The following is a 21399-nucleotide window of genomic DNA, read 5'->3' on the forward strand; positions in this document are numbered from 1 at the left end:
ACGTGTCGGTTGGTCATCGATGTGACCAGTGTCGGCTAGGTGATCAACCGAACCCGACGCCTCCGTGACCAGACCGTTCGAGCTCTCAGCCGCCGTGGCCTGCCGACCGAGCGGGGCTGGCCCCAGCCGGTCATCGCCGCAGGCCGCCGGATCGTCGGCGGTGCTCGATGACCCGGCCGAGCCCCATGCGCGGGGTGGCCGCCGTGGTGGCCGAGCGTCCGGGGCCGAATCTGCCGTGGCCGCAGAGCCCGCCGGAGACCGACGGGTTGGCTCCTGCGCGTATCGCACCCTTTGACCCGCTGCCGTCCGGCCGGCCGCGCACCGTTCCCCGGGAACTGCGCAACGTCGCCGGCGTGGTCGAGGTCTGGCAGCGCGCCGCCGCACTACGCCCGCAGACCGGCGCGCTCGTCGCCATCGGCAGCGCCGACGGCGGAGTGGGCCGCTCAACCCTGACCGCCGCTCTCGGCGGGCTGCTGGCCGCCGCCAGCGTCGGCAAGGTCCTGGCCGTTGACGCGACAGGCCAGGCGTGGGGCGGACTGGAACACCGGGCCGCCGCCGGCGAACACAGCGTGCGGGACGCCATCGACCACAGCCCCGACTGGGCGCCCGGGGCCGACCTGGAACCGCTGGCCCGTCCGGCACCCGACGGCCTGTGGGTGCTGGCGGCCGAATGCGGATTGGGTGGCAACAAGCCCGCCGGACTCTACGAACTCGGCCCCGTCATCAGCCGCGCCCGCGAGCACTATGCCCTGACCCTGCTGGACCTGGCGGGAGGGGACCTGCCGGAGACGCGTTCGGCGATGTGGGTGTCCAACGTGACCGTGCTGGTCGCCCGACCGACGCAAGACTCGGTGCAGCACACGCTGCGCCTCCTCGGCCGGCTGTCCTCGTCCAACCTGGCCCCGGCCGTCGCCCGCACGGTCGTGGTGCTGGTGAGCACAGCCCCGGCGGCGTCGAAGAACGCGCGCGCGGCAGCCCGCCAGCTGCGCGCCGTGGTCAGCGACGTCGTGCACGTCCCCTTTGACTCGCAGCTGGCCCGCGTTGCCCCCGTGGCGCTGGGCCAGCTGCGCCGCACCACCCGCGCGGCCCTGGTGGGCGCGGCCGGAGCGGTGCTGGCGCACTGCCCGGCCGACGCCGACCGCCCCATCTGGGAGCCCCCGGAGGTGCGGTCATGACCGCCATCTCCCGGATCGCCGGCCTGCCGGGCGCGCCGATCCTGGTCCCGCTACTCATCGGGGCATCACTGGGCACCGTCACAGGCGGCACGGATTCCCTGGGCCCGGTCACCCGCGCACTACTGAGCGGGTTTTCCCTGCCGTGCATCGCGGTGCTGATGTTCGCCGTCGGTGCGCAGGTGTCGGTGCGTTCCCTGGCCCCGGTCGCGGGGCGGACCGTGCTGATCCTCGCCGGCACCAGCCTCGTTCCGGGCGCTCTGATCCTGGTCTACGCCTGGATGGCAGGCCCGGAGGGGATCGGAGGCGTGCCGCTGCTGACCCTGCTGGCGGTGGGCCTGAGTTCCAGCTATGGGCTGTGGGCCGCTCTGGCATCCCGCTACGGCACCACCCGTGATCTCGCGGCCGGTTGCATGGCGGCGGTGATCAGCAGCGGGCCGGTCCTGCCACTGATTCTGGTGATGGCCTGGCGTGGCGGCTCCGCGGCGGTGCCGTGGCGGCTGCTGATCGACGCCGTCGCCCCGGTTGTGGCAGGCATCGCCCTCGGGCACCTGCTGCCTGCCGCCCGCCAGCCACTCAAGGGGGTCATCGCGCCGCTGTTGCCGCTGCTGGCTCTGTCGCTGGGGTGGGCGATCCCGCTGCGCGCCCTGCTGACGCAGGCACCGGCCGGCATCGCGCTGGCCGTGGCCGGTGGTCTGCTGTCCGGTGGCCTGGTTGCGCTCGCCTTCCGGCTCGTGCTGCGTCGGCCGGCTGGGCTCGGCTGGGCGGCAGGCGCCGCCGCCGCCAACAGCGCGGCGATGCCACTGCTGCTCGCCGAGGGCGACGCGACTTGGCGGCCCTACGTGGTCGTCGCCTCCGCCCAAGCCGCCGTCGCGGTTTTGGCCGGCACGATCCTGGCCACCGCCGTCACGGCCCTGACCGCGCGCCGCGGATCCACCCACGACCCAGAGCAGTTGCCCGACCTCGTCGTGCCAGGCGGACGCCCGGCGTCCGGTAGCCGTGAGCGGATCACCGCCGGCCTGACGGGCGGTGTGCGATGAGCGCCGCGACCTGGCTCGCAGCCAAGGCCACCGTCCTCGCATTGCCGGATCCCACTCCGACCGGCGGAGGCAGCGGCAAATTCGACTGGGAGAAAGTGAAGCCGGATCCGGGCGGCGTGCCGAAGACGGATCTGTTCTACAACATCGCCAACGGCGTGCTGTGGCTGGCCATCATCGCATCCATTGTGGCCCTCGCGGGCGGGGCGATTGCTTTCGGCGCAGGTCCCATTTTTGGTGCCCACACGCTGAGTGATCGCGGCAAAGCAATGATGTGGAAAGCCATGATGATCGCGCTCGTGGTTGGTAGTGGAGCGGCTTTCCTGAAGTTCCTGGTGAACCAGTAATGGCCTACAAGGCAGCCAATGCCACGACTCCGTTGGCGCGGGCCATTCGCCTGGTCCTGTCGGTCGGGGTTCTCCTAGCCATCGGGGTGGCCATCGGCCGCGCCACCATGCCCGTACCCGAGCTGCGGACGGCGACGCCACCGCCGGCCGGACTGCGGACCGTTGACGGGCTGCCCACGGGATTCCCGGGCAGCCCGCGAGGGGCAGGGGAAGCCGCCGCCGCGTTCGAGGCCGCTCGCACCTCCTGGAACTCCGGAAGCCGCGACGCGATCCGGGCCCGCCTCCAGCGACTGGTCGACCCTGCCACGCCGAGCCTGGTCGACACGCTGATGCCCTCGCCGATCCACGCGGGCAACCCCAATATCGACGCGACCGTGCCGCTACTCGTGTGGACCTCGACCGGTCGCGGTGACGGAGCCGTGCCCGAGGGGGCCACGGTCACGGTGAAGGTCTATGAGCTGGGCCTGCTCGGAGCGCGCGGCGATGGAACGTCGGCACCCCAGGCCGGGCTGGCCGGCGGCTTCACCATCGCCACCATCGACCTGCGCTGGACCGGCGGGTCGTGGCGCCTCAGCGCGTACGCACTGGAGACCGCCGCCCCCGTGGCCATCGACCCCGCAGGCGCGGGCAAGGCGATGCCGCCGATCCTGGTAGGGCCTGACACCTGGGCGCCGGAGTGGTCATGAGCCGCCTCGCGCGGCTGATCGCCGTGACCCTGCTCGGCCTGGCCGTCCTGCTGTGCTCCAGCAGCGCCTCAGCCGATCCCACCCCCACGCCGTCGCCCTCGCCGACCTCAGACAAACCCGACTGCACCGGAGTGCCGATCGCCGCGCTGCACAACGAGTTCATCTGGTGCGTGACCTGGGCCAATAACGACGAAGACGTGACGGTGACCTGCGATAGGGCCCGTGACGCCGCCGACCGCGCGATCTGCACCGCCGTGACGCAGAGCCTGCAGCCCGACCCCAAGGCGAAAGAGAAAAGCGTCCTGGGCGGTAGGGACGGCAAGGTCCATTGTGAGCACTGGGACGTGCTCATCAACGCGCCGGACACCGCGCCGCTCCTAAAAGCCCAAGCCACTCAGCGCCGCTCGGCCTGCCAGGGCGCTCGCGGGTACCTGGAGGCGCGCGCGGACAAGAGTGGTAGCACCCTGCCCGCCGAATGTCTGTCGTCGGACCCGCGCGACATTCCGGTCTGTCAGGTGAAGAAGGCACTCGGCGAGACGTTGGGCTCCGCGGTCGCCTGGGGCATGCAGGGCCTGGTCGTGATGGCCGTGCAGGCGGCCCAGTTCCTGCTGGGGCGCATGGCGATCACGGTGTTCGCCTCCACCTCGATGTCACCGCCCGGCGACAGCTTCTTCATCAGCTACAACTCCATCACCGGACCCGTCATCTACATGATCTTCATCTTCTTCGTCATCTCGACAGTGATCTCCGCGCTGCGCACCAACGGGCCCGGCCCGCTGGCGACGCTCGGAGGCGTGGTCCGGGCGGTCCTGGGCGTCTTCTGCGCCGGCGGGATCGCTTGGCTGATCGAGGCCGCATGGACTGACGTCACGATCAACACGATCAAGAGCCGGGACATGACCAAATGCGACGCCGGCATTTGGATGAAGAGCTTTTCCACCTTGGCTTCCGGGCCGACGGCATTCATCGCGTTTCTCTTGGCGTTGCTCGCCATCGTCGCGCTGTTTCTCCTTTTCATCGTCCTGTTTTTCCGGTCGATGCTGGTGGAAGTCTCCGCGCTATTCGGTGCGGTCGTCATGGCCGGACAGGTCATGCCGGAGACCAGAAACTGGGCCCGAAAGTGGCTTTGGACGGTGAACGCATTGGCGATGAGCCAATGGGTCATCGCGGAATTGTGGATGTACGGCGCTTGCTCGGCGGTGAACTCCGACAACCTCATCACCTGCCTCAAGGGCGTCGCCCTGTTGTGGTGCATGGCGCTGTGCCCGTGGATCTTCCTGCGGGTGATGTCCATGTGGGACGCACACCTGGCCGACGTCAACGCCCGGGGGTTGTTGTCGGCGGCGGCCAGCGCCGCCGGGATCGGCAACCTCCTGGAGCACGGAGCCAGGGCGCTGTCCAACCTCGGGTCGGGCAACAACAGCTCCGGGCCGTCGGAGAGCAGCGACCCGCTCGCCAGCGCCGACGCAGAGATCCCGACCGATCCGGTCACCGCAGCGGGCGAGAGCGCAGGCGATGACTCGGGCGAGGACCCCGACGCGCAAGGCCAGGGAAACCAGGACGATCCGTCCGCGCAGGCGGCACGGAGCCTCGACCAGGGCGGCGACGGCCAGAAAGTCGGCGAGGCAGCTCCGACCCCCGGCGAGCAGGACACAGAGCAGGGCGGCCAGGAAGGGCCCGGAGCCCAGGAAGCCGGTGGGCTCGAGGAGGGCCAGCGCACCGCGCAGGACAACCTCGCCTCCGGCGAGGTCACGCCGCCCGGCGAGAGCGACGGGTCCGCGGGCTCCGCCCCGATAACCCCCGAGGCGGCCAGCAGTGAGGTCACCGGCTCCGGCGGCGGTGACTCCAGCCCCGACAGCGCAGGCACGTCCCCCGGTGGGGACTCCGCCAGCAGCCCACCGGGCGCGCCGGATGCCGCCGGCCCGGGGCCGGCACCGGGAGCTTCCGGCGCCGATGGCGGCGCGGGCGGCGAGCCAGACGGCGGATCCGCCTCATCCGGGCCTGCGCCCGACGGCGGAGGCGGTGAGTCCGGCAAGGGCGGCTCCGGCTCCGGTGGCCAGCAGGCAGGCAAGGCGGAAGCCGCCGCGTCCGAAATCCCCCCGATCGTCTAGCGCCCGAAGGAGGCAAGGCAATGGCACGATTCTCTTTCCCGCCCAGGGCCAGCCGGGGCGCGATCCTCGGATTCACCGCCGGGCAGCTGGTGATGTCCACCTCCGGCCTGCTGCTCCTGGTGGGCGCGCTCAACCTGGCGGTCGCCGGCGACAAGCTCGCGGCCACCGGCGTCGCACTGGCCGCCGGTGTGGTGTTCATCGTCGGACTGGCCCGCATCAAGGGCCGCCGGCTTACGGAGTGGCTGCCGATCGTCATCGGCGCGCTCGCACAGCAGGCCCGCCGCCAGGACCGATACCGGGGCGCCATCTTCGCGCCCTTCGGAGCCGAACAGCTGGACCTCCCCGGCCCCCTCGCGGGCTACGAGTGGCTGCCGGCGGTCCGCTCGGACGGCCTGACGCCGGTCGGCCTGCTGCACCATCGCGCCGAGCGCACCGTGACAGCGGTGCTGGCCTGCGCCGGACGCAACTTCCTCCTCGCCGACAGCAGCGAGCAGGAGCGCCGGCTGGTCGACTGGTCGGCCGCACTGAACACCCTCGCCGTGGAGTACGGCGAGCGCCACCTCGTTCGGTGGGCGCTGTGGACCCGGGCGGTGCCCGACGTCGGCAACCGCGCGCAGCGCCACCTCGTGGACAAAGCCGTCGACACCACCTCAGCGGCCTACCGCAGTCTCGCCGCGCTGACGGCCGCCGCCGCCCCTGGGGCCCAACGGCAGGAGACTTACCTGGTCGCCGTCTTCGACGTCGCCCGGATGAGCAGGGAGATCAAGAACCTCGGCGGCGGCGACGAGGCGACCGCCGTGCTGGTCACCGAGAGCCTGGAAGGCATCGAGTCCACCGTCGCCGAGGCCGGCGTTGGGGTCGGCGGATGGCTGCCGCCACGGCAACTCGCGGCGGTGATCCGCTCGCAGTTCGACCCGGCCGACGCTGCCGCGATCGACATCCGGGGCGGCGGAGGCATCGCCGAAGGCATCAGCCCGACCGCCGCGGGCCCGGCCGCCGCCGAGGCCGACGGATGGCTGGCCTACCGACACGACTCCGCCTACTCCCAGACCCTCTGGGTGTACGAGATGCCCCGCCAGGACGTGTCCATGACCTGGCTTACGCCGCTGTTCACCGCGAGCAACGTGCGCCGCTCGATCTCGCTGACCTGCCAGCCGGTGCCCGCAGCGATGGCCGCGTTCCAGAGTCGACGCGAGCGGGTCGCACGAGCTGGCGACGAGACCACCAAACGCAAGCTCAGACTGCTGCGGACCGCCCGGGAGATCGCGGAAGGCAAGAGCGTCGACGCCCTCGACCGGGAGCAGGCCGCCGGGCACGCCCGCCTCAACTACGCGCTCCTGATCACCGTCACCTCGCCGACCCGGGCTCGGCTGGACCGCGACGTGCTGTCCATCAAGCGGCGGCTGGCCCGTGCGCGCTGCGAAGCCGTCGTGCTCGCCGGCGAGCAGGACCAAAGCTTCTTCGCCGCCGGGTTGCCGCTGGCGCGCGGTCTCAAGCCGTTGCGGGGGCCGTTGCTGTGACCAAGATTCCCAGCCCCCGGCCCCGGATGGAGGGCAGCCTGGCCGACCAGATCGGCCAGCGCGCCCGCGCCCGCGACGAGCAGGCCGACCGCGCCCGCTTGGACCGCGACACCCACCGGGTGCTGCGCGACGGGCAGCGGCTCCTCGGCCCCAGCTCCGTCGACCGACGCGGAGGGTTCGGTGTCGCGGCAGGCCGGGCCTCGCACCTGCTGAAAGTCCCGCCCCTGGTTACCACCAGCGCCCAGCTGTGCTCGGTGTTCCCGTTCGTGCACGACCCGCCGCTGCCGGTGGACGGTGCCCTCGTCGGGATGGAGGTCTACAGCCGGGCCGCGTTCACGTTCAGCATCCACGAGCTGTACCGCGCCAAGCTGCTGACCTCGCCGAACGCTGTCATCACCGGCGAGATCGGCAGCGCGAAGTCGAGCCTGTTGAAGACCCTCGCCTTCCGGGGAATCCCGTTCGGGACGCGGTACTTCGTGGTCGACGTGAAGGGCGAGTACGGCGCGCTGGCCCAGCTGTCCGGCATTCGACCCCTGCGTATCGGACCCGGCTTGGGCGTCGTCATGAACCCCCTCGCCAGCCTCCGCCGAGATACCGGCCTCGACGGCGAGCAGTGGCGTCAGCTCCAGCGCTCGCGGCGGTTACTGCTCCTGGAGGGCCTGCTGGAAATCCAGCTCGGCGGGCCGCTCGAAGAGGCCGAGAGGTCCCTGCTCGAGTACGCACTGGACGCGGTGGTCCGCGAAGACGACGGCACCAGCGATGACCGCCTGGCCGAACCGACCTTGTCGGCCGTGTTGGCTGCGATGGGCGACGAGCGGCTGTGGCTGCACCGCCTCACGCGGGTCAACTACGACCCGGCGACCTTCGCCAGTGACTCGAGAAGGGTCCGGCTCGCCCTGGAAAGGCTGATCAGCGGCTCGATCGGCGGCATCTTCGACGGGGAGACCATCGGCGCAAGCCTCGACTTCGACCAGCCCGGCGCCGTCCTGAATCTCCAGGCCGTGCGGGCGTCGGACCAGATGACCGCGATGGCGCTGTCGTGCGCGCAGAGCTGGCTGGAATCAGAACTGGCCCGCCCCGACGCCCCACCCCGGGTCTGCTTGTACGACGAGTTCGCGCTGATCACCCGACACCTGGCACTCGTTCGCCGAATGCGTGAGCAGATGAAGCTCGCCCGCGCGCTCGGAATCGCCAACATCCTGGCCTTCCATAGGTTCTCCGATTTGATGGCCTCCGGCGACGCGGGCAGCGAAGCCGTGCGCATCGCCCGCGGCCTGATCGAGGACTCCGGGGTCCGCGTCTCCTACCGCCAGGCCCCCGGCAGCCTGGAGTCCGCGCAGGAGTTCTTGGGCACCACCGACGTGGAGACCAGGCTGCTCACCCAGCTACGGCAGGGCATCGGCCTGTGGCGCATCGGTTCGACGTCCTATGTGGTTAAACACCAGCTCAGCCCGGAAGAGCGCGAGATGGTGCACACCGACTCGAGGATGGAGACAACCGATCTAGAGGACCTGTCCGACGCCGAGTACGACGAGCGCCTGGAGGCCGCCGCCACCGGCACGGTGGGAGGCCGGTCGTGACCGGGTCGCTGATGTCGTCCACCCGGACCCCGACGCCACGGCGTGGCCTGGGCCGGATGGACCTGATCGTGCGCGCCGTCGTGCTCGGCGCGCTGATCGTCCTGGTCCCGAGCCTGATCTGGACCTTGTGGCTGGCCGGCCAGGTCGGCGGTCTCCTGACGCACCTGGCCTGGCCAGCAGGCGAACCCGCCGACGCGCCCTTGATCGCTGCAAGGTTCCTCGCCCATCCCGGCGATCCGGGCCGGGCCTGGCCCGAGGCAGCCCGCGGTGATGTCGCGCCGGCCTGGCTGCTGTATCCGCTGTGGGTCGTCCAGATGGCGCTGATCCTGTTCGCGATCGTCGGCACCGCCGCCCGCGCGACCGCCCGATGGGGCCGACGGCGCGGCTTCGCCACCCGCAAGCAACTCGCTGAGCGGCTGTCCGCCGAGGCGATGGTCGCGCTCATCCCGACCCTGCGCCCCGCTCTCGCCCCCGCCGAGAACCCCGAACCCGAACAGGAGACAGATCCATGATCCAGAACGATCCGTTGGTGGTCTCCCGGTTCCTCGGGTCGGACTCCCAGAGCGGTCAGAAGCTCTACAGTCCGCTGAACTACAGCGAATCCGTCAAAGCGTCACCGCAGACCGGCAAGACGACCCGGATCATGATCCCGCGTCTGGTCGATGCTTCGGGCGCGGTGCTGGCCACCAGCACCCGCCTGGACGTGATCCCCCCGACCTGGAACGCGCGCTGCGGGCTCGGCCCCACCTACGTTTTCGAGCCGCAGGCCACCGTCGCCGGAGTACCCCGGTTGCGCTGGTCCCCGATCACCGGCTGCGACGACCGCCTGGTTGCGATCCTGCGCGGCCGGGCGTTTGCGGCCGGCTCCGGCGTCGGTGGCAAGAACGTCGAGAACGGCCAGTACTTCGAGGGCGAGGCCGCCGCGATCATCCGGGCTTTGTTGCACGCGGCGGCGCTGGACGGACAGGCCACCATCACCGATGTCGCAGCCTGGGCGCGCGACCGCCGCCAGCGCCGGCCCGAACGGATCCTGCAAGCGCACAGTGCCGGTGACTGGGCCGACGACCTGATCGCCTACCGGATGTCGGCGTCGCGTACGGCCGACAACATCTCTTCGGTGGTCCGCCGGGCGTTCGACTGCCTTGCGGACCCGCGGGTGCTGCACGCCTGCTCGCCCCCGCCGGGCACCGAGCTGGACCCGGAGGAGTGGCTGACCGAGTCCGGCACGATCTACCTGGTTGGCGACTCCGGCAGCCAAGCGTCCGTCGCGCCGCTGGTCACCGCGCTGATCGAAGACCTCGTGTGGCGGGCACGCCGCCGGGCGTTCGCCGCGATCGGAGGCAAAGCGGACCCGCCGCTGTGGCTTCTGCTGGACGAGCTGTGCAACATCGCCCCACTGCCGTCCACACCGTCGCTGATGAGTGAGGGCGGCGGCTCGGGCATCCCGACAACCATCCTCACGCAGAACAACGCCCAGTTGGCAGAGCGGTTCGGGGACAAGGCAGGAGAGGCGATCTCCAACGCCGCCTCGGTGACGATCCTGCTGGGCGGCGGCAACGACCCCAAGCAGCTCCGCGACATGCAGGCCCTGGCAGGGAAGGTCACCGAGGTCTCGCACTCCCACTCGTGGGGTGCCGGGCGGGCAGTGCAGTACAGCGAGCAGATCCGCCGCGAAGACCTCCTCGACCTCGCCGAGCTGCGCACCCTGCCGTTGGGCCGTGGTCTGGTCCTGGCATCCAACCTGCCGCCGTTCGAGGTGAACCTGGCGGCCTGGTGGGAACGCGCTGACGCCGCTGACCTTCAGACCTCGGACGCGCAGTTCCGCGCCATGATCGCCCGGGCGGCGTGATGACCGAGCCCCAACAGCCCGAGCAGGCCGTCCAGGTGGAAGTCGAAGACGCGCTCCTGGTCGCCCAGGTCACTACCGAGATCTTGGGGGACATCGGCGCGGTGGTCACAGCGCTGACTTCGCGGGTGGAGGCGACCGACGCCCGGGTGGCCGGGTTCGCCGACCTGGACGCCCGGATCGCCGCCGTCGAAAAGGGCGGCGCGGGCGGCCGTAAGCACCCCGGGCCGGCACCGAGCCGCATCGACTGGCGGTCTCTCGAGCCGGACGCCGCGCACCGTGCCTGGCTATGGCTGATCAAGGAAGTCGGCGCGCTCGTCGACCGCTACGGCCTGCAAGAGGCGATCCCGGCCTGCTGGTACCGGCACGGCGCTCTGGTGGAGGAGCTGTCGGCGCTGTGCCTGTCGCGGCGGGTGGCCTACGACCCGAAGTCCGACAGCCACCAGCCGCTGCGCTGGCACGAGGCCCTGGCGAAGGCCCGAACCCGCATCGAGGTCTGGGACCGCGACACCCAGTGCCTGCACGGCCGCCACACCGACACCGCCGCCGTCCTGGCCTGGCCCGGTACCTGGCGTCGCACCGCCACGGCGGTCGCCCGTGCCGACGTGCGCCGCCGGGTCAAAGCCGCTGGCGGCAAGAACCTGGAAGGGAAGGAGCCATCGTGACCGAGCTGGCCCAGATCACCTCCGAACTGTCCTGGGCGGCGGTGATCAGCGAGATCCGTGCCATCGCCCGAGACATGCGTTCGCTACACGACCACGTCAGCCGAGGACTGGAAAACACGCCGCCGGTCGATCCAACCGCGCTGCGTGACCAGCTGCGACAGGTCGCCATCGACACCCGGCGCCACCTCGACGACCTGGAGGAGACGCTGGCCCGCGCCGAGCAGGTGGCCGCCACCCCGGAAGCCGGTGGGCTCACCGCTGAGGAGTTGGCTGCCCAGCTCGACACCGAAAGCCTCACCGACACCACCCCAGACCCGGCGACAGCAGCCGGACTGGATGCAGACGCCGAAGAGGAGCAGCAGGTCAACGACGTGTTGGAGGCCCAGGCTCTCGACGACCAGGCCCTCGACGAAGACGACTACGGGCCCGAGCAAGAGCAGGAGATGGGCGAATGAGGCGGCTGCTCGCGGTGTTCCTGGCCCTGCTGGCGCTGACCGGCTGCGCACGTATCGGGCCGTCGCCCGCCCCGACCCATTCGGGCACCGCCGCCCCGACCCGGTCGGTGGGACCGGTGATCTCCGTCGACCCGGCGGCGACGCAGGTGGCGCTGGCCTTCGCCGACGCTTGGGTGAACACCGCCGTGCCGGCCGAGCAGTGGCGCGCTGGCGTGCAGAAGCTGGCAACACCCGGGTACGCGGCGCTGCTGGGCACCGTCGATCCGGCCCGGGTGCCGGCCAGTCGGATCACCGGCTCGCCGACCGTGGTCTCCTCCGACTCGGTATCAACGGCTGTTCGCGTGCCCACTGACGCCGGCCCGGTGCTGGTCGTGGTGACCCGGGCCAGCGGGACCTGGCTGGTGGCCACCGTGCAGCGTGACGGTGTCGCGTGAACCGGCGGATCGCCGTGGGACTGGCAGCCGTAGGCGCGCTGGCGCTGCTGGTGTGTGGGCTGCCGCTGTTGGCCGTCATCTCGGCGCCGCCGATCGCCCCCTCTTGCGGAGGAACTGGCGGCGGCGCGGATCCGGGCCCGTCCGGGCAGTGGAACGCGGTGCAGATGCAGCGCGCCGCCGCGATCGTCAGCACCGGCCGGTCCATGGGCGTTTCGGGGCGGGGGCAGGTGATCGCGATCGCCACCGCGATCACCGAGAGCGGGCTGCGCAACCTCGCCAACACCGGCGTGCCGGAGTCCTTGGCCTTGCCGAACGACGGCCAGGGCCACGACCACGATTCCGTGGGCCTGTTCCAGCAACGCCCATCCCCGCCCGCCGGACAGGGCTCGTGGGGGACGGTCGCCGACATCATGAACCCTCCGGTGTCGGCGAAGAAGTTCTACACCGCCTTGCTGAGGGTGCCGGGCTGGGAGACGTTGCCGCTGGCCGAGGCCGCGCAGGCGGTGCAGCGCTCGGCTCTGCCGGACGCCTACGCCCGCCACGAACCGGAGGCCGCCAGGCTCGTCGCCACCATGGCCACGGTCGACGGGCAGCCGGTGCCCGTCGGCGTCGAACACTGCCAAGCCGACTGCCCGCCGGCCGTCGGCAGCCCCACGCCGCTGCCGACGCAGGTGGGAACGTCCGCCGCCACCGGTGCCTGCCCGGGGGCCACTGCCGTGTTGGCGCGCGCCGCGACCTGGCTCACGGCCTGGTCCGGCGGGCCCGTCCCCTACATGTCTAGCGGCGACCCGGCCACTTGGTTCCAGGGATTCCGCCGGGACTGCTCCGGCTACGTGTCGATGGCGCTGGGCCGGACCGGCCCTGGGCTCGACACCGCGGGGCTGGCCGCAGCCTCCACTCCGATCCCTGCGACCGCCTTGCAGCCGGGCGACCTGCTCATCAACGCAGGTTCCGGTCCGGCCGGGCATGTCGTGCTGTTCGAGCGGTGGGCCAACGACGCGCACACCACCTACTACGGGTTCGAGCAGGCCGGCGACGGCGGCACCAAGCACCGGGTCATCCCCTATCCCTACGGCGGCGGCTACCCGATGAGTCCCTACCGCCCCCGCTGACCTAGTTGCTCCGGGCGGCTCACCGTCCGGAGCGCAACAGCCCCCATATATAAGGAGTAGTTCCCGTGTGTGGAATCACCGGATACACCAGCTGGGCCGTCAGTCCCCTGCGCGAGCCGCAGGTGATCGCGGCCATGACCGACACCCTGTTGCGCCGTGGACCCGATGATCACGCCGTGATCGTCGGGCAGGACGTCGCCTTCGGCCACGCGCGCCTGTCGGTGATCGACATCGACGGCGGCAGGCAGCCGATGACCGCGATCGGACGGCATGGCGGCCTGATCATGTTGGTCTTCAGCGGCGAGATCTATAACTTCCGCGATCTGCGCGAGCAGCTGCGCCAGCTCGGGCACCACTTCCACACCTCCTCGGACACCGAAGTCGTGCTGCGAGCGTGGATCGAATGGGGCCCGAAGGCGCCGGAGAAGTTCGTCGGCATGTTCGCGTTCGGGGTGTGGGACGACGCGCTGCGCACCCTGTGGCTCGTGCGGGACCAGATCGGTATCAAGCCGCTGTACTACGCCCGAACCGGCGACGGCGGGGTGGTGTTCGGCTCAGAACTCAAGGCCATCCTCCAGCACCCCCGGGTCGAGGCGGCCGTCGACGCCCACGGGGTCGCCGAACTGTTCGCGCTGGCCCCGAACTCCAGTCCCGGCCACGCCATCTTGGCCGGCATCGAGGAACTGCGGCCCGGCCACATGGCCGTCGCAGTTGGCCGTGGCCTGTCGGTGCGCCGGTACTGGCGATGGACACCCCGCGAGCACCCCGACGACCTGGCCGCCACGATCGACACCGTTCGGGGACTGCTCGCCGAGGCCGTCGACGTCCAGCTGCGCGCTGACCGCGAGGTGGGTGCCCTGCTGTCCGGGGGGCTGGACTCCAGCGCGGTCGCCGCGCTCGCAGGCGTCGACGGGCTGCGGACCTACGCCGTCGACTACGCCGAGGGCGGCGAGTACGGCAGCTCCGGACTGCACCGCAGTTCCGACACTCCGTACGCGGAGGCGATGGCACGGCACCTGGGATCCCGGCACGTTACCCACCTGGTGTCGGTTGCCGATCTCGCCGCCGCTGGCGAGCGCACCTTGCGGGCGATGGACGTGCCCAGCTACCCCGCGATCAACGCCCCGCTGGTGCTGCTGTGCGAGCGGATCTCCCAGGACGTGCGGGTCGTTCTGAGCGGCGAAGGGGCCGACGAGTCGTTCGGCGGCTACCACTGGCACCAGCCCGACGACGCCGAGCCGGACACCTTCCCGTGGGCGCGGTCGTACAAATCGATGGACTACCTGCTCCGGCCGGACGTGGCCCGCATCGTGCAGCCGGCCGCCTACCGCCAAGCCCGCTACCAGGACGCGCTCGCGGAGGTGCCGCACCTGCCGGGCGAGCGCGGCCAGGCCCGCCGGATGCGCGAGCTGCACCACCTCACCGATGAGTACTACCTGCAGTTCCTGCTGCGCCGCGTCGACAGGATGAGCATGAGCACGGGCGTGGAAGTCCGGGTTCCCTTCTTGCACCTGCCGCTGGTGGAGTACGCCCGGTCCATCCCGTGGCAGTGGCGGCGCCAAGGCGGCCTCGAGAAGGGCCTGCTGCGCCGCGCGGTGGAGGACGTGCTGCCCGAGCGGATCGCCTGGCGGCCCAAGTCGGGCTTCCCGGTCGCGCAGTCGCTGGCCAGCCAGACCCAGTTGTGGGCCACGGCCCGCGCCCTGCTCGCCGACACCGGAGCTCCGGTCTGGCAGATCGTGGACCCCGCAGCCGTGGACTGGCTCCTCCAGCACGCCGAGGGCCGGCTAGAGGACTGGTCTGCCAGCCTCCATCTCGGACACGTCCTTGAGTGGGCGTCGTTCGCCGATCAGCACAAGGTGCGCCTGACGTGACCGCGCCGACAACACGCCCAGCCTGGACAACCCGGGTGCCGGACACACTCGCGCTGGCCGACCGGGCCCGCGCCGCTGACGGACGGTGGGTCCGGGTGCGAGCCGACCAGCATGTCCCGGGGCTGCACTCCGCGATCTGCCACGACCGCGTTCCCGATCTGCCCGCCCGCGAGTTCGCCGCGCGTCTGGTCTCCGGTGTCAGCCTGCTGGGGCCACGGCTGGATCTGGAAGTGCGTCTCCGGTCGGGCAGCAGCCAGTGAAACGTGCTGCTGTCGCCGCGATGGCGGTCGTCGCGATGCTGATCGTGGCGGCCACCATCGCGCTACCTGCCATCGACCGCAGGGTCACCCAGCACCTCGCCGAGCGGCACATGCGCAATCTCGTCCCCGCAGCCTGGGGCCCGTCCTCGCGTGATGGCCTGGACACGATGACCGGCCGGCGTCTCGACGCACCGGCCGCCAGCGCCGCCGAACTGGGAACCCGGGCACGCGAGCAGGGATGGACATCCGAGCCGTGCGGCCCGCAGATCGCCGCGTGCTTCGGCCGCGACGGCTACCAACTGACCATCGAGGAACCGTGCCGGCCGGGCACCCACCCGTGCCGGCTGCGCGCGGCCATCACCTGGACGGACCCGATCGTCCGCGACGCCCTGGCGTTTCCGGTCGTGACGGCGGTCCTCCTGCTGGCCGCAGGCACCGGCTGGCTTCACCACCGGCGCCGGTTCAACCATCCGCCCGCTGGCCGCCCGAGCACCACCGCCCCGGCCGGCGACATCTGGATTAGGAGAACATCATGAACACCACCACCCGCCGCGCCGTCGTCTGCGCCGCGATCCCGCTGCTGCTCGGCCTGGTCGCGGCCTACATAGTGCCGCGCACAGACTCCGACCTGCACAACCAGGCCGCCACCGAACTCGTCACCCTTGGACTGCCACCCGGCACCACCCCGGCCGACGACCGACCCACCGAGATCACCCGCACCATCCCCGCCGCCGACCTCGCCGGGCTCCCCGAAGTCCTCGCACGCGCCCATGGGCAGGGCTGGAGGACCACGAACTGCGGGGACCAGGTGTGCCTGGGCAAGGGGATCTACCAACTGATGATCGAACGGAAGGCGTGCACGCCCCCAAACCCCAGCGACTGCGGGCTGGCCGTGACGATCTCCTGGCACCGTCCGCTGCTCGCTTGGCGGCTGCTGGGCACCGTAGTACTCCTGGTCGTCGGGTCCCTCGCCGCCTTCCTCCTCGTGGCCAGAGCCCGCGCGCGGGACACCGCCGGCCAGACCCCGCTCTGACCACCCGGGCAACCACCCCACCCCACCGTGCCCTGGCCGTCCACCCGCGAAAGGCTCGTCATGAGAACCTCTCCCTCATCCCGCACCACCTTGACCACCATCACCATCACGGTGTCCACCCTCGTCGGCGGCGCGTGCGTCCTGTTCAACGCGGCGATGCTGCCCTACGGCTGGTCGGTCGCCGGACCCATCGGCGCGATCTTCTTCGCCGGGCTCGCGCTCCTGGTCGGCATGCCCGGTCTGCTGATGCTGCTCGGCGCCCGACAGATGGGCCGGGGCGACCCGGACGGCGCCCGGCTCGCCCGCGCTGGCCTGAGCCTGCCGCTCGGCCTGATGGCCACGGCCACGATCGCCGCCCCCTGGCGGGCCGACCCCGACTACCGCTGGGGCATCGTCCTGGGCTGCGGGGCCGCGACGCTGATCCTGCTCGCCGCCCGTGCAGCCCTCGCACGGGTGCAACGGCAGCTGAACGCCCGACGCGCCCTGAGAATCAGTCCGACCCGGACCAACTCTGTCGCCCCCAGCGACACCGGCGGGCCACGATGACCGGATACAACTGGCCGACCGCGCTGGTCCTGCTGGTCCTGCTGGGCTTCATGCTCAACCTGGTCGTGTACCTATTGCTGACCGCCGCCGTCGGGCTCGGCAGGGCGCAGGCCGCCTGCCGCAGCACCGGCGTGCCTGCGGAGGTGAGCCAGCTGGAGCGGCGCGTACGGCAGGTGTGGCGCGGATCGGCGGTCGGAGCCGGCGGCGCGGCCGTGATGTTCGCGGTCGTCGTCACCGCCAGCGACGGCTGGGGCTGGTGGTCACTGGTCGGCCCGTGGATGCCGCCCTTGTTGCTGGCTGCCTTCGTCGTTGCGGCAGTCGCCGACGTTCGCGCGTTCCGACGACGCGCAACTGGCCCGGAAGCCGGTGCTTGATGGGGATGCGACCGGACCCGCCCCCTCGCGACGGCGTCCCGCCGGAGATGAGCTGGCCCCGATCGGTTGGTGTGTGCGCGCACGGGTGCCGGATGGCTGGGGCGGCCTCCAGTCGTAGCTGGCGCTGTGCGCGCACCCACCCCGGGATTCCATCCGGCGAGCAGCTGGTCAACTTGCGCGATCAGCGCGGCACGATCCGGATCTGATCGTGTGCACGATCTCTGGGCATGTCCGGCATCGTCTCACCCGGTTTCCGCCGCTCTACGCTGACGCTGACCAGCGGGGGCCAGAACACAGTTTCTCCAGGCGACCGTCCGATGCCGGCCGTCGCCGGTACGGTCACGCCTCATGATCAAGAGTCCGGACCTTCGCCCCGCCTGCATGGACTGGCCCGTCACCGAGGCCGACCTACTCAAGGCTGCCACCCAGGTGCAGGCGGCGGCCTCGGACCCGTGCGCGGCGGCCGTGACCGCGCTGCGGGCCTGGCAGGGTGGCCGGTGCGCGATCTGCGGCCAACACGAAGCCGTGCTCGTTCGCGACCATGACCACGAGAGTGGTCTCCTGCGCGGCCTGCTCTGCGGAGGCTGCAACTCGGCCGAAGGCAGCCAGCACGGCCACCACAACGCCCTCTACCGACTCCTGCCCCCGGCGGTACTGCTCGGGCTCGCGGTGCCATGGAAAGCCCAGCCCCCCAAGCCCCGCAAGGACGCCGAGGACCTGTTGGCGGTGCCGAAGAAGCTGACCGGTTACGTGGCCAGATACCAAGAACAGTTCGACCGGTACGAGGAGCGCTTCCACCAGATGAGCCCCTGGCGACTGCGAAACCTGATCAAGGAAGCCACCCAGGCCAGCGCCGAGAGAGACCGGTACTACGGTCCGGCGGTGTTCGTCGACTCGGTTGTCCGCGACTTGTTTAAGGACCTGACGTGGTGGGCGATGGCGCTTGACGAGTTCACCGGAGAGTTCCGCGGCAAGGAGAAGATCGCCATGCCGCACTGGATGCGTCCCATCTACCGGCATCAGACGGTCCGACTCCTTCAGGCGGAGTACAACCTCTCGCGTGCAGTGGTGGCCTACCATCATGGACCACACTCTCGCCTGTCAGAACACCCTGGGGCCGGCCGGCTGGGGCGCCTTGTGGGCGCGGCCGAGACTGCAATCGCTGCCCGGGAGCTCTCCACGTACGCCCAAGACGAGGACTCGGTGTACAGCTGGTCATAGGCGGCGCTAGCGGTGCAGGGCGCTGGCTGGCCAGCTTCCCGATGGCGGAATCGACATGGCAGAAACGGGTCCGTGCCGGCGACAATGAACGTCACGATGCAGACGGGGCGGGGGCGCAGATGAGCGGGACGATCGCAGTCGCAGACGAATTGCTGGTCATCCGATTCCCGTACGACCCGGCGCACAACGAGCGGCTGCGGCAAGCGTCGGGCGGCAGGGCCCGCTGGAGCCAGCACCTGCGGGCGTTCATCGTGCCGGTCACGGCGGTCGCGGACCCGGCGATCAGGTCCGGGCTCGCAGGGTTCGCCGCCGAGCAGCGTCTGACGGCCGACCCAGCGGCGCGCGGCCAGCTGTCGCTGACCGGCGTCGTGCTGCGCGCGGACATGCTGCCGACGGGCGTCTGGGGCTCCAACCTGCGTGGCATTCTGAGCCGGGATCAGTGGGCGGGGCTGCGGATCCCGGTGGCAGAGGCTGCGGGTGGAGTCTGCGAGATTTGCGGGAAGCCGTCGGTGAACGACGAGGGAAGGAAGGTCCGACCTGACTGCCACGAGCGCTGGAGCTTCGACATGCGTCCCGGGTCGGTGCTCCTGGCGGTGCAGACGCTGACCGGGCTGATCGCCCTGTGCAAGGTCTGCCACCTGGTTCAGCACCTCGGCTTCGCGGAGGTCCAGGGCCGCGTGGCGGAGGTGATCGAGCAACTGCGCGCAGTCAACGGGTGGACCTACGCTGAGGCCCGCGTCGACCTGGACCGGGCGCGCCGCGAGTTCGACTACCGCAGCGCGTTCTCGTGGGATCTCGACCTGACCGTTCTCCGCGGGCGGATCGCCGTTCCCACGGCACCGGACCTGTACGTCGCGGCCGGCCGTCGGGCCCAGCTCGGCAACTCCTTCCAGCCGCGCCCGACGGTCCGGGCGGCGCTCCGACCTGTGGGGCAGCCCGCCCCGGTGTAACCGGACCTGCAACGAATGAGTTCGGGGCTGGTCCTCGTCTCCACCTGCTGAACTCCGTACCGGTGACGGGTATGTCGGCCAGCCGAACGTGACCGGCAAAGGCCGCGCGGGCGCGCGAGGGAGCCAGGCAAAAGGCGCATTGTGCGAGGATGTGTTGATGCTTGTGCACCCGCTGCCCGGCACGAACCGGGTCCAGCTCCGCGACACCCTCGCCAACATCTCTCAGAAGCTGGGGAACCTGCGCGGCGGGGCCAGCCCCACCTGGGAAGAACGCCTGTTCCAGTACCTGGACTGGGCCGACGAGGCCGCGCGACAGCTCAGCCATGTCGTACGCGCCGAGGACATCGAGCGCCTAGTCCTGACCCGGCGTTACTACGTGTTGTTGAACATGGTCGGCGTCGCGGGGAGCCGCAGTGATGTCGGACGGGTGGTCAACGGCCTGCTCAACCTTGAGATGGACACCCAGGTCCGGGCCTTCGAGCAAGCCCAGGAAGCGCTGCGGCGGGTGATCAGCCGGTGGTCTTCGCTGGCGATGTTCATGGCCTTCGACACCAACGTGTTCATGCGCCACCCCGTCAAGTTCCTCGAGATCGACTTCGAGGCGCTCATCGCTGAGGCAGGCGCCCAGCACGAGCTTGCACAAGGCGGCGGCAGGATCCACCTGCTTCTCCCCGCTGTCGTTGTGGCGGAGCTCGACCGGCTGAAAGAGGCAAAATCCCGCGACCACCAGCGGTGGCGTTGCGGATACACGTTGGCGGTGCTCGACAAGACGTTCACCGACCCGACAGCGCCCGCCGCTCTACCGCTCCCCGAGGACGCAACCGCCCCTCGGCCGAGCGAGGTGACGGTGGAACTCCTGATCGACCCGATCGGCCACGTACCGCTGCCGGTCAACGACGACGAGATCATCGACCGGCTGTTGGCTGCCCAGGACCTGGCAGCCCGCAAGATCACCCTGGTCACATATGACACCCACATGTCGACCAAGGCCCGCAAGGAAGGTCTCGCCGTCATCAAGCTCGACATTGAGATCGGCGACGAGCCGGCCCGCCGGTAGCGCGCCACCCTGGCCAGGTACTTCGGCCGGCCGGAGGCCGGGCGCATCCAAACGCGGTGCGGGGCGCTCAGTCGATTTCCACATCGGTCTCGGGGCCCGGATCGGGCCCGTCGTCGTCCGCGTCCATGACGCTGGGGGCCACGTCTGTGGGCTCGGTGCCGGAGGCCAGGAGCCGGGTCACGGTGCTGTCGAGCCGGTCGATGGCGGCGGTGAGCCGGCCGACGTGTTCGATGAGCGCGCCGGCGGCGGCCGGGGCCGGTTCCCCGGCGCGGGCGGACCGGATCTGATCGAGCAGGTGGCGCAGCACCTGAGTGCGGGGATTGTCGGTGGTAGGGCCTGGTTCTGCCCGGTAGGCTGGGGGTGACAACAGGGCTTCGGCGTCATGGCCGGGGTCGTGGGGACCGCGTTCGCCTACGGGTGGAGCGGTCCTGTCTGGTTCCGGGGGCCGTTCGATGTACACCTCCGCACCGGTGCTCGCGTCCAGCACGGTGGTCAGATCTGACACCCGGTCCCACCAGGTCACGTCGCTGTTGAGCACCGCGCGGCGCGCGGCCCAGACGACGGTGTCGGCAAGCCAGACTCCTGGGTGCGCCTGATCGTTGACGTGGACGAGACGCATGCGGTGTGAGACGTTGCCGGCTCGAACGAGCCGTTGGTAGGTCTTGAGGTCTCGGCGGTCGATGTCGGGGACCTTGCGCCCTTCGGCCTGCACTTGGCGCCATTCCGCGGCTGAGGCTCGGGTGTCTAGCAGTACGTCGTGCACGCGCTGTTCGGACAGGTGGGTGAGCATCCGGGCAAGGGTGGCCTGCCGAGCGCTTTCCAGGTCTCCTCGCAGCGGGGCCTGCACCACCACGGTGGTCCAGCCGGCGTGGGCCTCGACGGTGTCGAGCATCGAAGCGATGACATGGTCGTGTCCCTGGTGGTGCAGGCTGGTGGCGTGCGGTACCCAGTTGCCGACGGCCGCGCGTACGGCGGCGTCGGCCTCGGGAATGGTCTCGGAGTCCATCAGGACCCCGGCCATCAGGTAGAGCCCGCCCCGCCGGTCGTCCCAGCTCTCATCGATGAACGCCGCCCGGTAACCCATCCCTCGATCGTGATCACGTTTCGGCCGGCCGGACAGGT

General features: G+C 70.7%; 23 protein-coding genes. 22 read left to right on the top strand and 1 reads right to left on the bottom strand.

What is annotated here, in order from left to right:
• Positions 1-167 precede the first annotated feature (167 nt).
• The 22 genes from AB0M43_RS37690 to AB0M43_RS37795 all read left to right on the top strand — a co-directional run bounded on the left by AB0M43_RS37690 (position 168) and on the right by AB0M43_RS37795 (position 20277).
• The gene (locus AB0M43_RS37690) at positions 168-1175 is read left to right on the top strand and encodes a hypothetical protein (protein WP_363732240.1); all 1008 of its coding nucleotides are present in this window, start codon (positions 168-170) and stop codon (positions 1173-1175) included.
• Complete coding sequence (locus tag AB0M43_RS37695) at positions 1172-2212, top strand: 2-keto-3-deoxygluconate permease (RefSeq protein ID WP_363732242.1); 1041 nt, start codon at positions 1172-1174, stop codon at positions 2210-2212. Before AB0M43_RS37690 ends, AB0M43_RS37695 begins: the two co-directional genes overlap by 4 nt.
• Entirely contained in the window at positions 2209-2556 is a 348-nt protein-coding gene (locus AB0M43_RS37700) for a hypothetical protein (protein ID WP_363732245.1), read from the top strand. Before AB0M43_RS37695 ends, AB0M43_RS37700 begins: the two co-directional genes overlap by 4 nt.
• Complete coding sequence (locus tag AB0M43_RS37705) at positions 2556-3242, top strand: hypothetical protein (RefSeq protein WP_363732248.1); 687 nt, start codon at positions 2556-2558, stop codon at positions 3240-3242. Before AB0M43_RS37700 ends, AB0M43_RS37705 begins: the two co-directional genes overlap by 1 nt.
• Positions 3239-5353 (top strand): hypothetical protein, encoded by a 2115-nt coding sequence (locus tag AB0M43_RS37710; protein ID WP_363732251.1) that lies wholly within the window; start codon positions 3239-3241, stop codon positions 5351-5353. The genes AB0M43_RS37705 and AB0M43_RS37710 overlap by 4 nt, the downstream gene beginning before the upstream one ends.
• Before the next feature lie 20 nt (positions 5354-5373).
• Complete coding sequence (locus AB0M43_RS37715; RefSeq protein ID WP_363732254.1) at positions 5374-6873, top strand: SCO6880 family protein; 1500 nt, start codon at positions 5374-5376, stop codon at positions 6871-6873.
• On the top strand, positions 6870-8453 hold the full coding sequence (locus AB0M43_RS37720) for a hypothetical protein (protein WP_363732257.1): 1584 nt from the start codon (positions 6870-6872) through the stop codon (positions 8451-8453). Before AB0M43_RS37715 ends, AB0M43_RS37720 begins: the two co-directional genes overlap by 4 nt.
• Positions 8450-8965, top strand: a complete 516-nt coding sequence (locus AB0M43_RS37725) for a hypothetical protein (protein WP_363732260.1) — start codon at positions 8450-8452, stop codon at positions 8963-8965. Before AB0M43_RS37720 ends, AB0M43_RS37725 begins: the two co-directional genes overlap by 4 nt.
• Positions 8962-10302 carry a TraM recognition domain-containing protein gene (locus AB0M43_RS37730; RefSeq protein ID WP_363732262.1) on the top strand — a complete coding sequence of 447 codons (1341 nt, stop codon included), beginning with the start codon at positions 8962-8964 and terminating at the stop codon, positions 10300-10302. The genes AB0M43_RS37725 and AB0M43_RS37730 overlap by 4 nt, the downstream gene beginning before the upstream one ends.
• Positions 10302-10964, top strand: a complete 663-nt coding sequence (locus AB0M43_RS37735; RefSeq protein ID WP_363732265.1) for a hypothetical protein — start codon at positions 10302-10304, stop codon at positions 10962-10964. The genes AB0M43_RS37730 and AB0M43_RS37735 overlap by 1 nt, the downstream gene beginning before the upstream one ends.
• A complete protein-coding gene (locus AB0M43_RS37740; RefSeq protein ID WP_363732267.1) occupies positions 10961-11419 on the top strand; it encodes a hypothetical protein in 459 nt (152 codons plus the stop codon). Before AB0M43_RS37735 ends, AB0M43_RS37740 begins: the two co-directional genes overlap by 4 nt.
• Complete coding sequence (locus AB0M43_RS37745; protein WP_363732270.1) at positions 11416-11853, top strand: hypothetical protein; 438 nt, start codon at positions 11416-11418, stop codon at positions 11851-11853. The genes AB0M43_RS37740 and AB0M43_RS37745 overlap by 4 nt, the downstream gene beginning before the upstream one ends.
• A complete protein-coding gene (locus tag AB0M43_RS37750) occupies positions 11850-12965 on the top strand; it encodes a hypothetical protein (RefSeq protein WP_363732272.1) in 1116 nt (371 codons plus the stop codon). Before AB0M43_RS37745 ends, AB0M43_RS37750 begins: the two co-directional genes overlap by 4 nt.
• A gap of 65 nt (positions 12966-13030) precedes the next feature.
• Positions 13031-14836: an asparagine synthase (glutamine-hydrolyzing) gene (asnB, locus tag AB0M43_RS37755; RefSeq protein WP_363732274.1), complete on the top strand. Its 1806-nt coding sequence runs from the start codon at positions 13031-13033 to the stop codon at positions 14834-14836.
• Positions 14833-15096 (top strand): hypothetical protein, encoded by a 264-nt coding sequence (locus AB0M43_RS37760; RefSeq protein ID WP_363732276.1) that lies wholly within the window; start codon positions 14833-14835, stop codon positions 15094-15096. Before asnB ends, AB0M43_RS37760 begins: the two co-directional genes overlap by 4 nt.
• Positions 15093-15632, top strand: coding sequence for a hypothetical protein (locus AB0M43_RS37765; RefSeq protein WP_363732279.1), 540 nt, complete (start codon positions 15093-15095; stop codon positions 15630-15632). Before AB0M43_RS37760 ends, AB0M43_RS37765 begins: the two co-directional genes overlap by 4 nt.
• Positions 15629-16129: a hypothetical protein gene (locus AB0M43_RS37770; protein ID WP_363732281.1), complete on the top strand. Its 501-nt coding sequence runs from the start codon at positions 15629-15631 to the stop codon at positions 16127-16129. The genes AB0M43_RS37765 and AB0M43_RS37770 overlap by 4 nt, the downstream gene beginning before the upstream one ends.
• Positions 16130-16219: 90 nt before the next feature.
• On the top strand, positions 16220-16675 hold the full coding sequence (locus AB0M43_RS37775) for a hypothetical protein (RefSeq protein WP_363732284.1): 456 nt from the start codon (positions 16220-16222) through the stop codon (positions 16673-16675).
• The gene (locus tag AB0M43_RS37780) at positions 16672-17049 is read left to right on the top strand and encodes a hypothetical protein (protein WP_363732287.1); all 378 of its coding nucleotides are present in this window, start codon (positions 16672-16674) and stop codon (positions 17047-17049) included. Before AB0M43_RS37775 ends, AB0M43_RS37780 begins: the two co-directional genes overlap by 4 nt.
• Before the next feature lie 348 nt (positions 17050-17397).
• Positions 17398-18270 carry an endonuclease domain-containing protein gene (locus tag AB0M43_RS37785; protein WP_363732290.1) on the top strand — a complete coding sequence of 291 codons (873 nt, stop codon included), beginning with the start codon at positions 17398-17400 and terminating at the stop codon, positions 18268-18270.
• 149 nt (positions 18271-18419) lie between these two features.
• Positions 18420-19220 (top strand): hypothetical protein, encoded by an 801-nt coding sequence (locus AB0M43_RS37790; protein ID WP_363732293.1) that lies wholly within the window; start codon positions 18420-18422, stop codon positions 19218-19220.
• Between the two features lie 88 nt (positions 19221-19308).
• Positions 19309-20277, top strand: coding sequence for a PIN domain-containing protein (locus AB0M43_RS37795; protein WP_363732296.1), 969 nt, complete (start codon positions 19309-19311; stop codon positions 20275-20277).
• Positions 20278-20344: 67 nt separating this feature from the next.
• Here the strand turns inward: AB0M43_RS37795 and AB0M43_RS37800 are convergent, their stop codons facing one another.
• The gene (locus AB0M43_RS37800) at positions 20345-21361 is read right to left on the bottom strand and encodes a hypothetical protein (protein ID WP_363732298.1); all 1017 of its coding nucleotides are present in this window, start codon (positions 21359-21361) and stop codon (positions 20345-20347) included.
• Positions 21362-21399: the final 38 nt, after the last annotated feature.

This window comes from Longispora sp. NPDC051575, assembly GCF_040681875.1.
In the GTDB taxonomy this organism is placed as follows: domain Bacteria; phylum Actinomycetota; class Actinomycetes; order Mycobacteriales; family Micromonosporaceae; genus Longispora.

Excerpts from the sequence above, each read along its gene's own strand:
- AB0M43_RS37780 (WP_363732287.1), top strand. The coding sequence starts at position 16,672 with ATGACCGGATACAACTGGCCGACCGCGCTGGTCCTGCTGGTCCTGCTG.
- AB0M43_RS37800 (WP_363732298.1), bottom strand. The coding sequence starts at position 21,361 with ATGGGTTACCGGGCGGCGTTCATCGATGAGAGCTGGGACGACCGGCGG.
- AB0M43_RS37710 (WP_363732251.1), top strand. The coding sequence starts at position 3,239 with ATGAGCCGCCTCGCGCGGCTGATCGCCGTGACCCTGCTCGGCCTGGCC.
- AB0M43_RS37690 (WP_363732240.1), top strand. The coding sequence starts at position 168 with ATGACCCGGCCGAGCCCCATGCGCGGGGTGGCCGCCGTGGTGGCCGAG.
- AB0M43_RS37735 (WP_363732265.1), top strand. The coding sequence starts at position 10,302 with ATGACCGAGCCCCAACAGCCCGAGCAGGCCGTCCAGGTGGAAGTCGAA.
- AB0M43_RS37705 (WP_363732248.1), top strand. The coding sequence starts at position 2,556 with ATGGCCTACAAGGCAGCCAATGCCACGACTCCGTTGGCGCGGGCCATT.
- AB0M43_RS37695 (WP_363732242.1), top strand. The coding sequence starts at position 1,172 with ATGACCGCCATCTCCCGGATCGCCGGCCTGCCGGGCGCGCCGATCCTG.
- AB0M43_RS37715 (WP_363732254.1), top strand. The coding sequence starts at position 5,374 with ATGGCACGATTCTCTTTCCCGCCCAGGGCCAGCCGGGGCGCGATCCTC.
- AB0M43_RS37745 (WP_363732270.1), top strand. The coding sequence starts at position 11,416 with ATGAGGCGGCTGCTCGCGGTGTTCCTGGCCCTGCTGGCGCTGACCGGC.
- AB0M43_RS37785 (WP_363732290.1), top strand. The coding sequence starts at position 17,398 with ATGATCAAGAGTCCGGACCTTCGCCCCGCCTGCATGGACTGGCCCGTC.
- AB0M43_RS37700 (WP_363732245.1), top strand. The coding sequence starts at position 2,209 with ATGAGCGCCGCGACCTGGCTCGCAGCCAAGGCCACCGTCCTCGCATTG.
- AB0M43_RS37770 (WP_363732281.1), top strand. The coding sequence starts at position 15,629 with ATGAACACCACCACCCGCCGCGCCGTCGTCTGCGCCGCGATCCCGCTG.
- AB0M43_RS37730 (WP_363732262.1), top strand. The coding sequence starts at position 8,962 with ATGATCCAGAACGATCCGTTGGTGGTCTCCCGGTTCCTCGGGTCGGAC.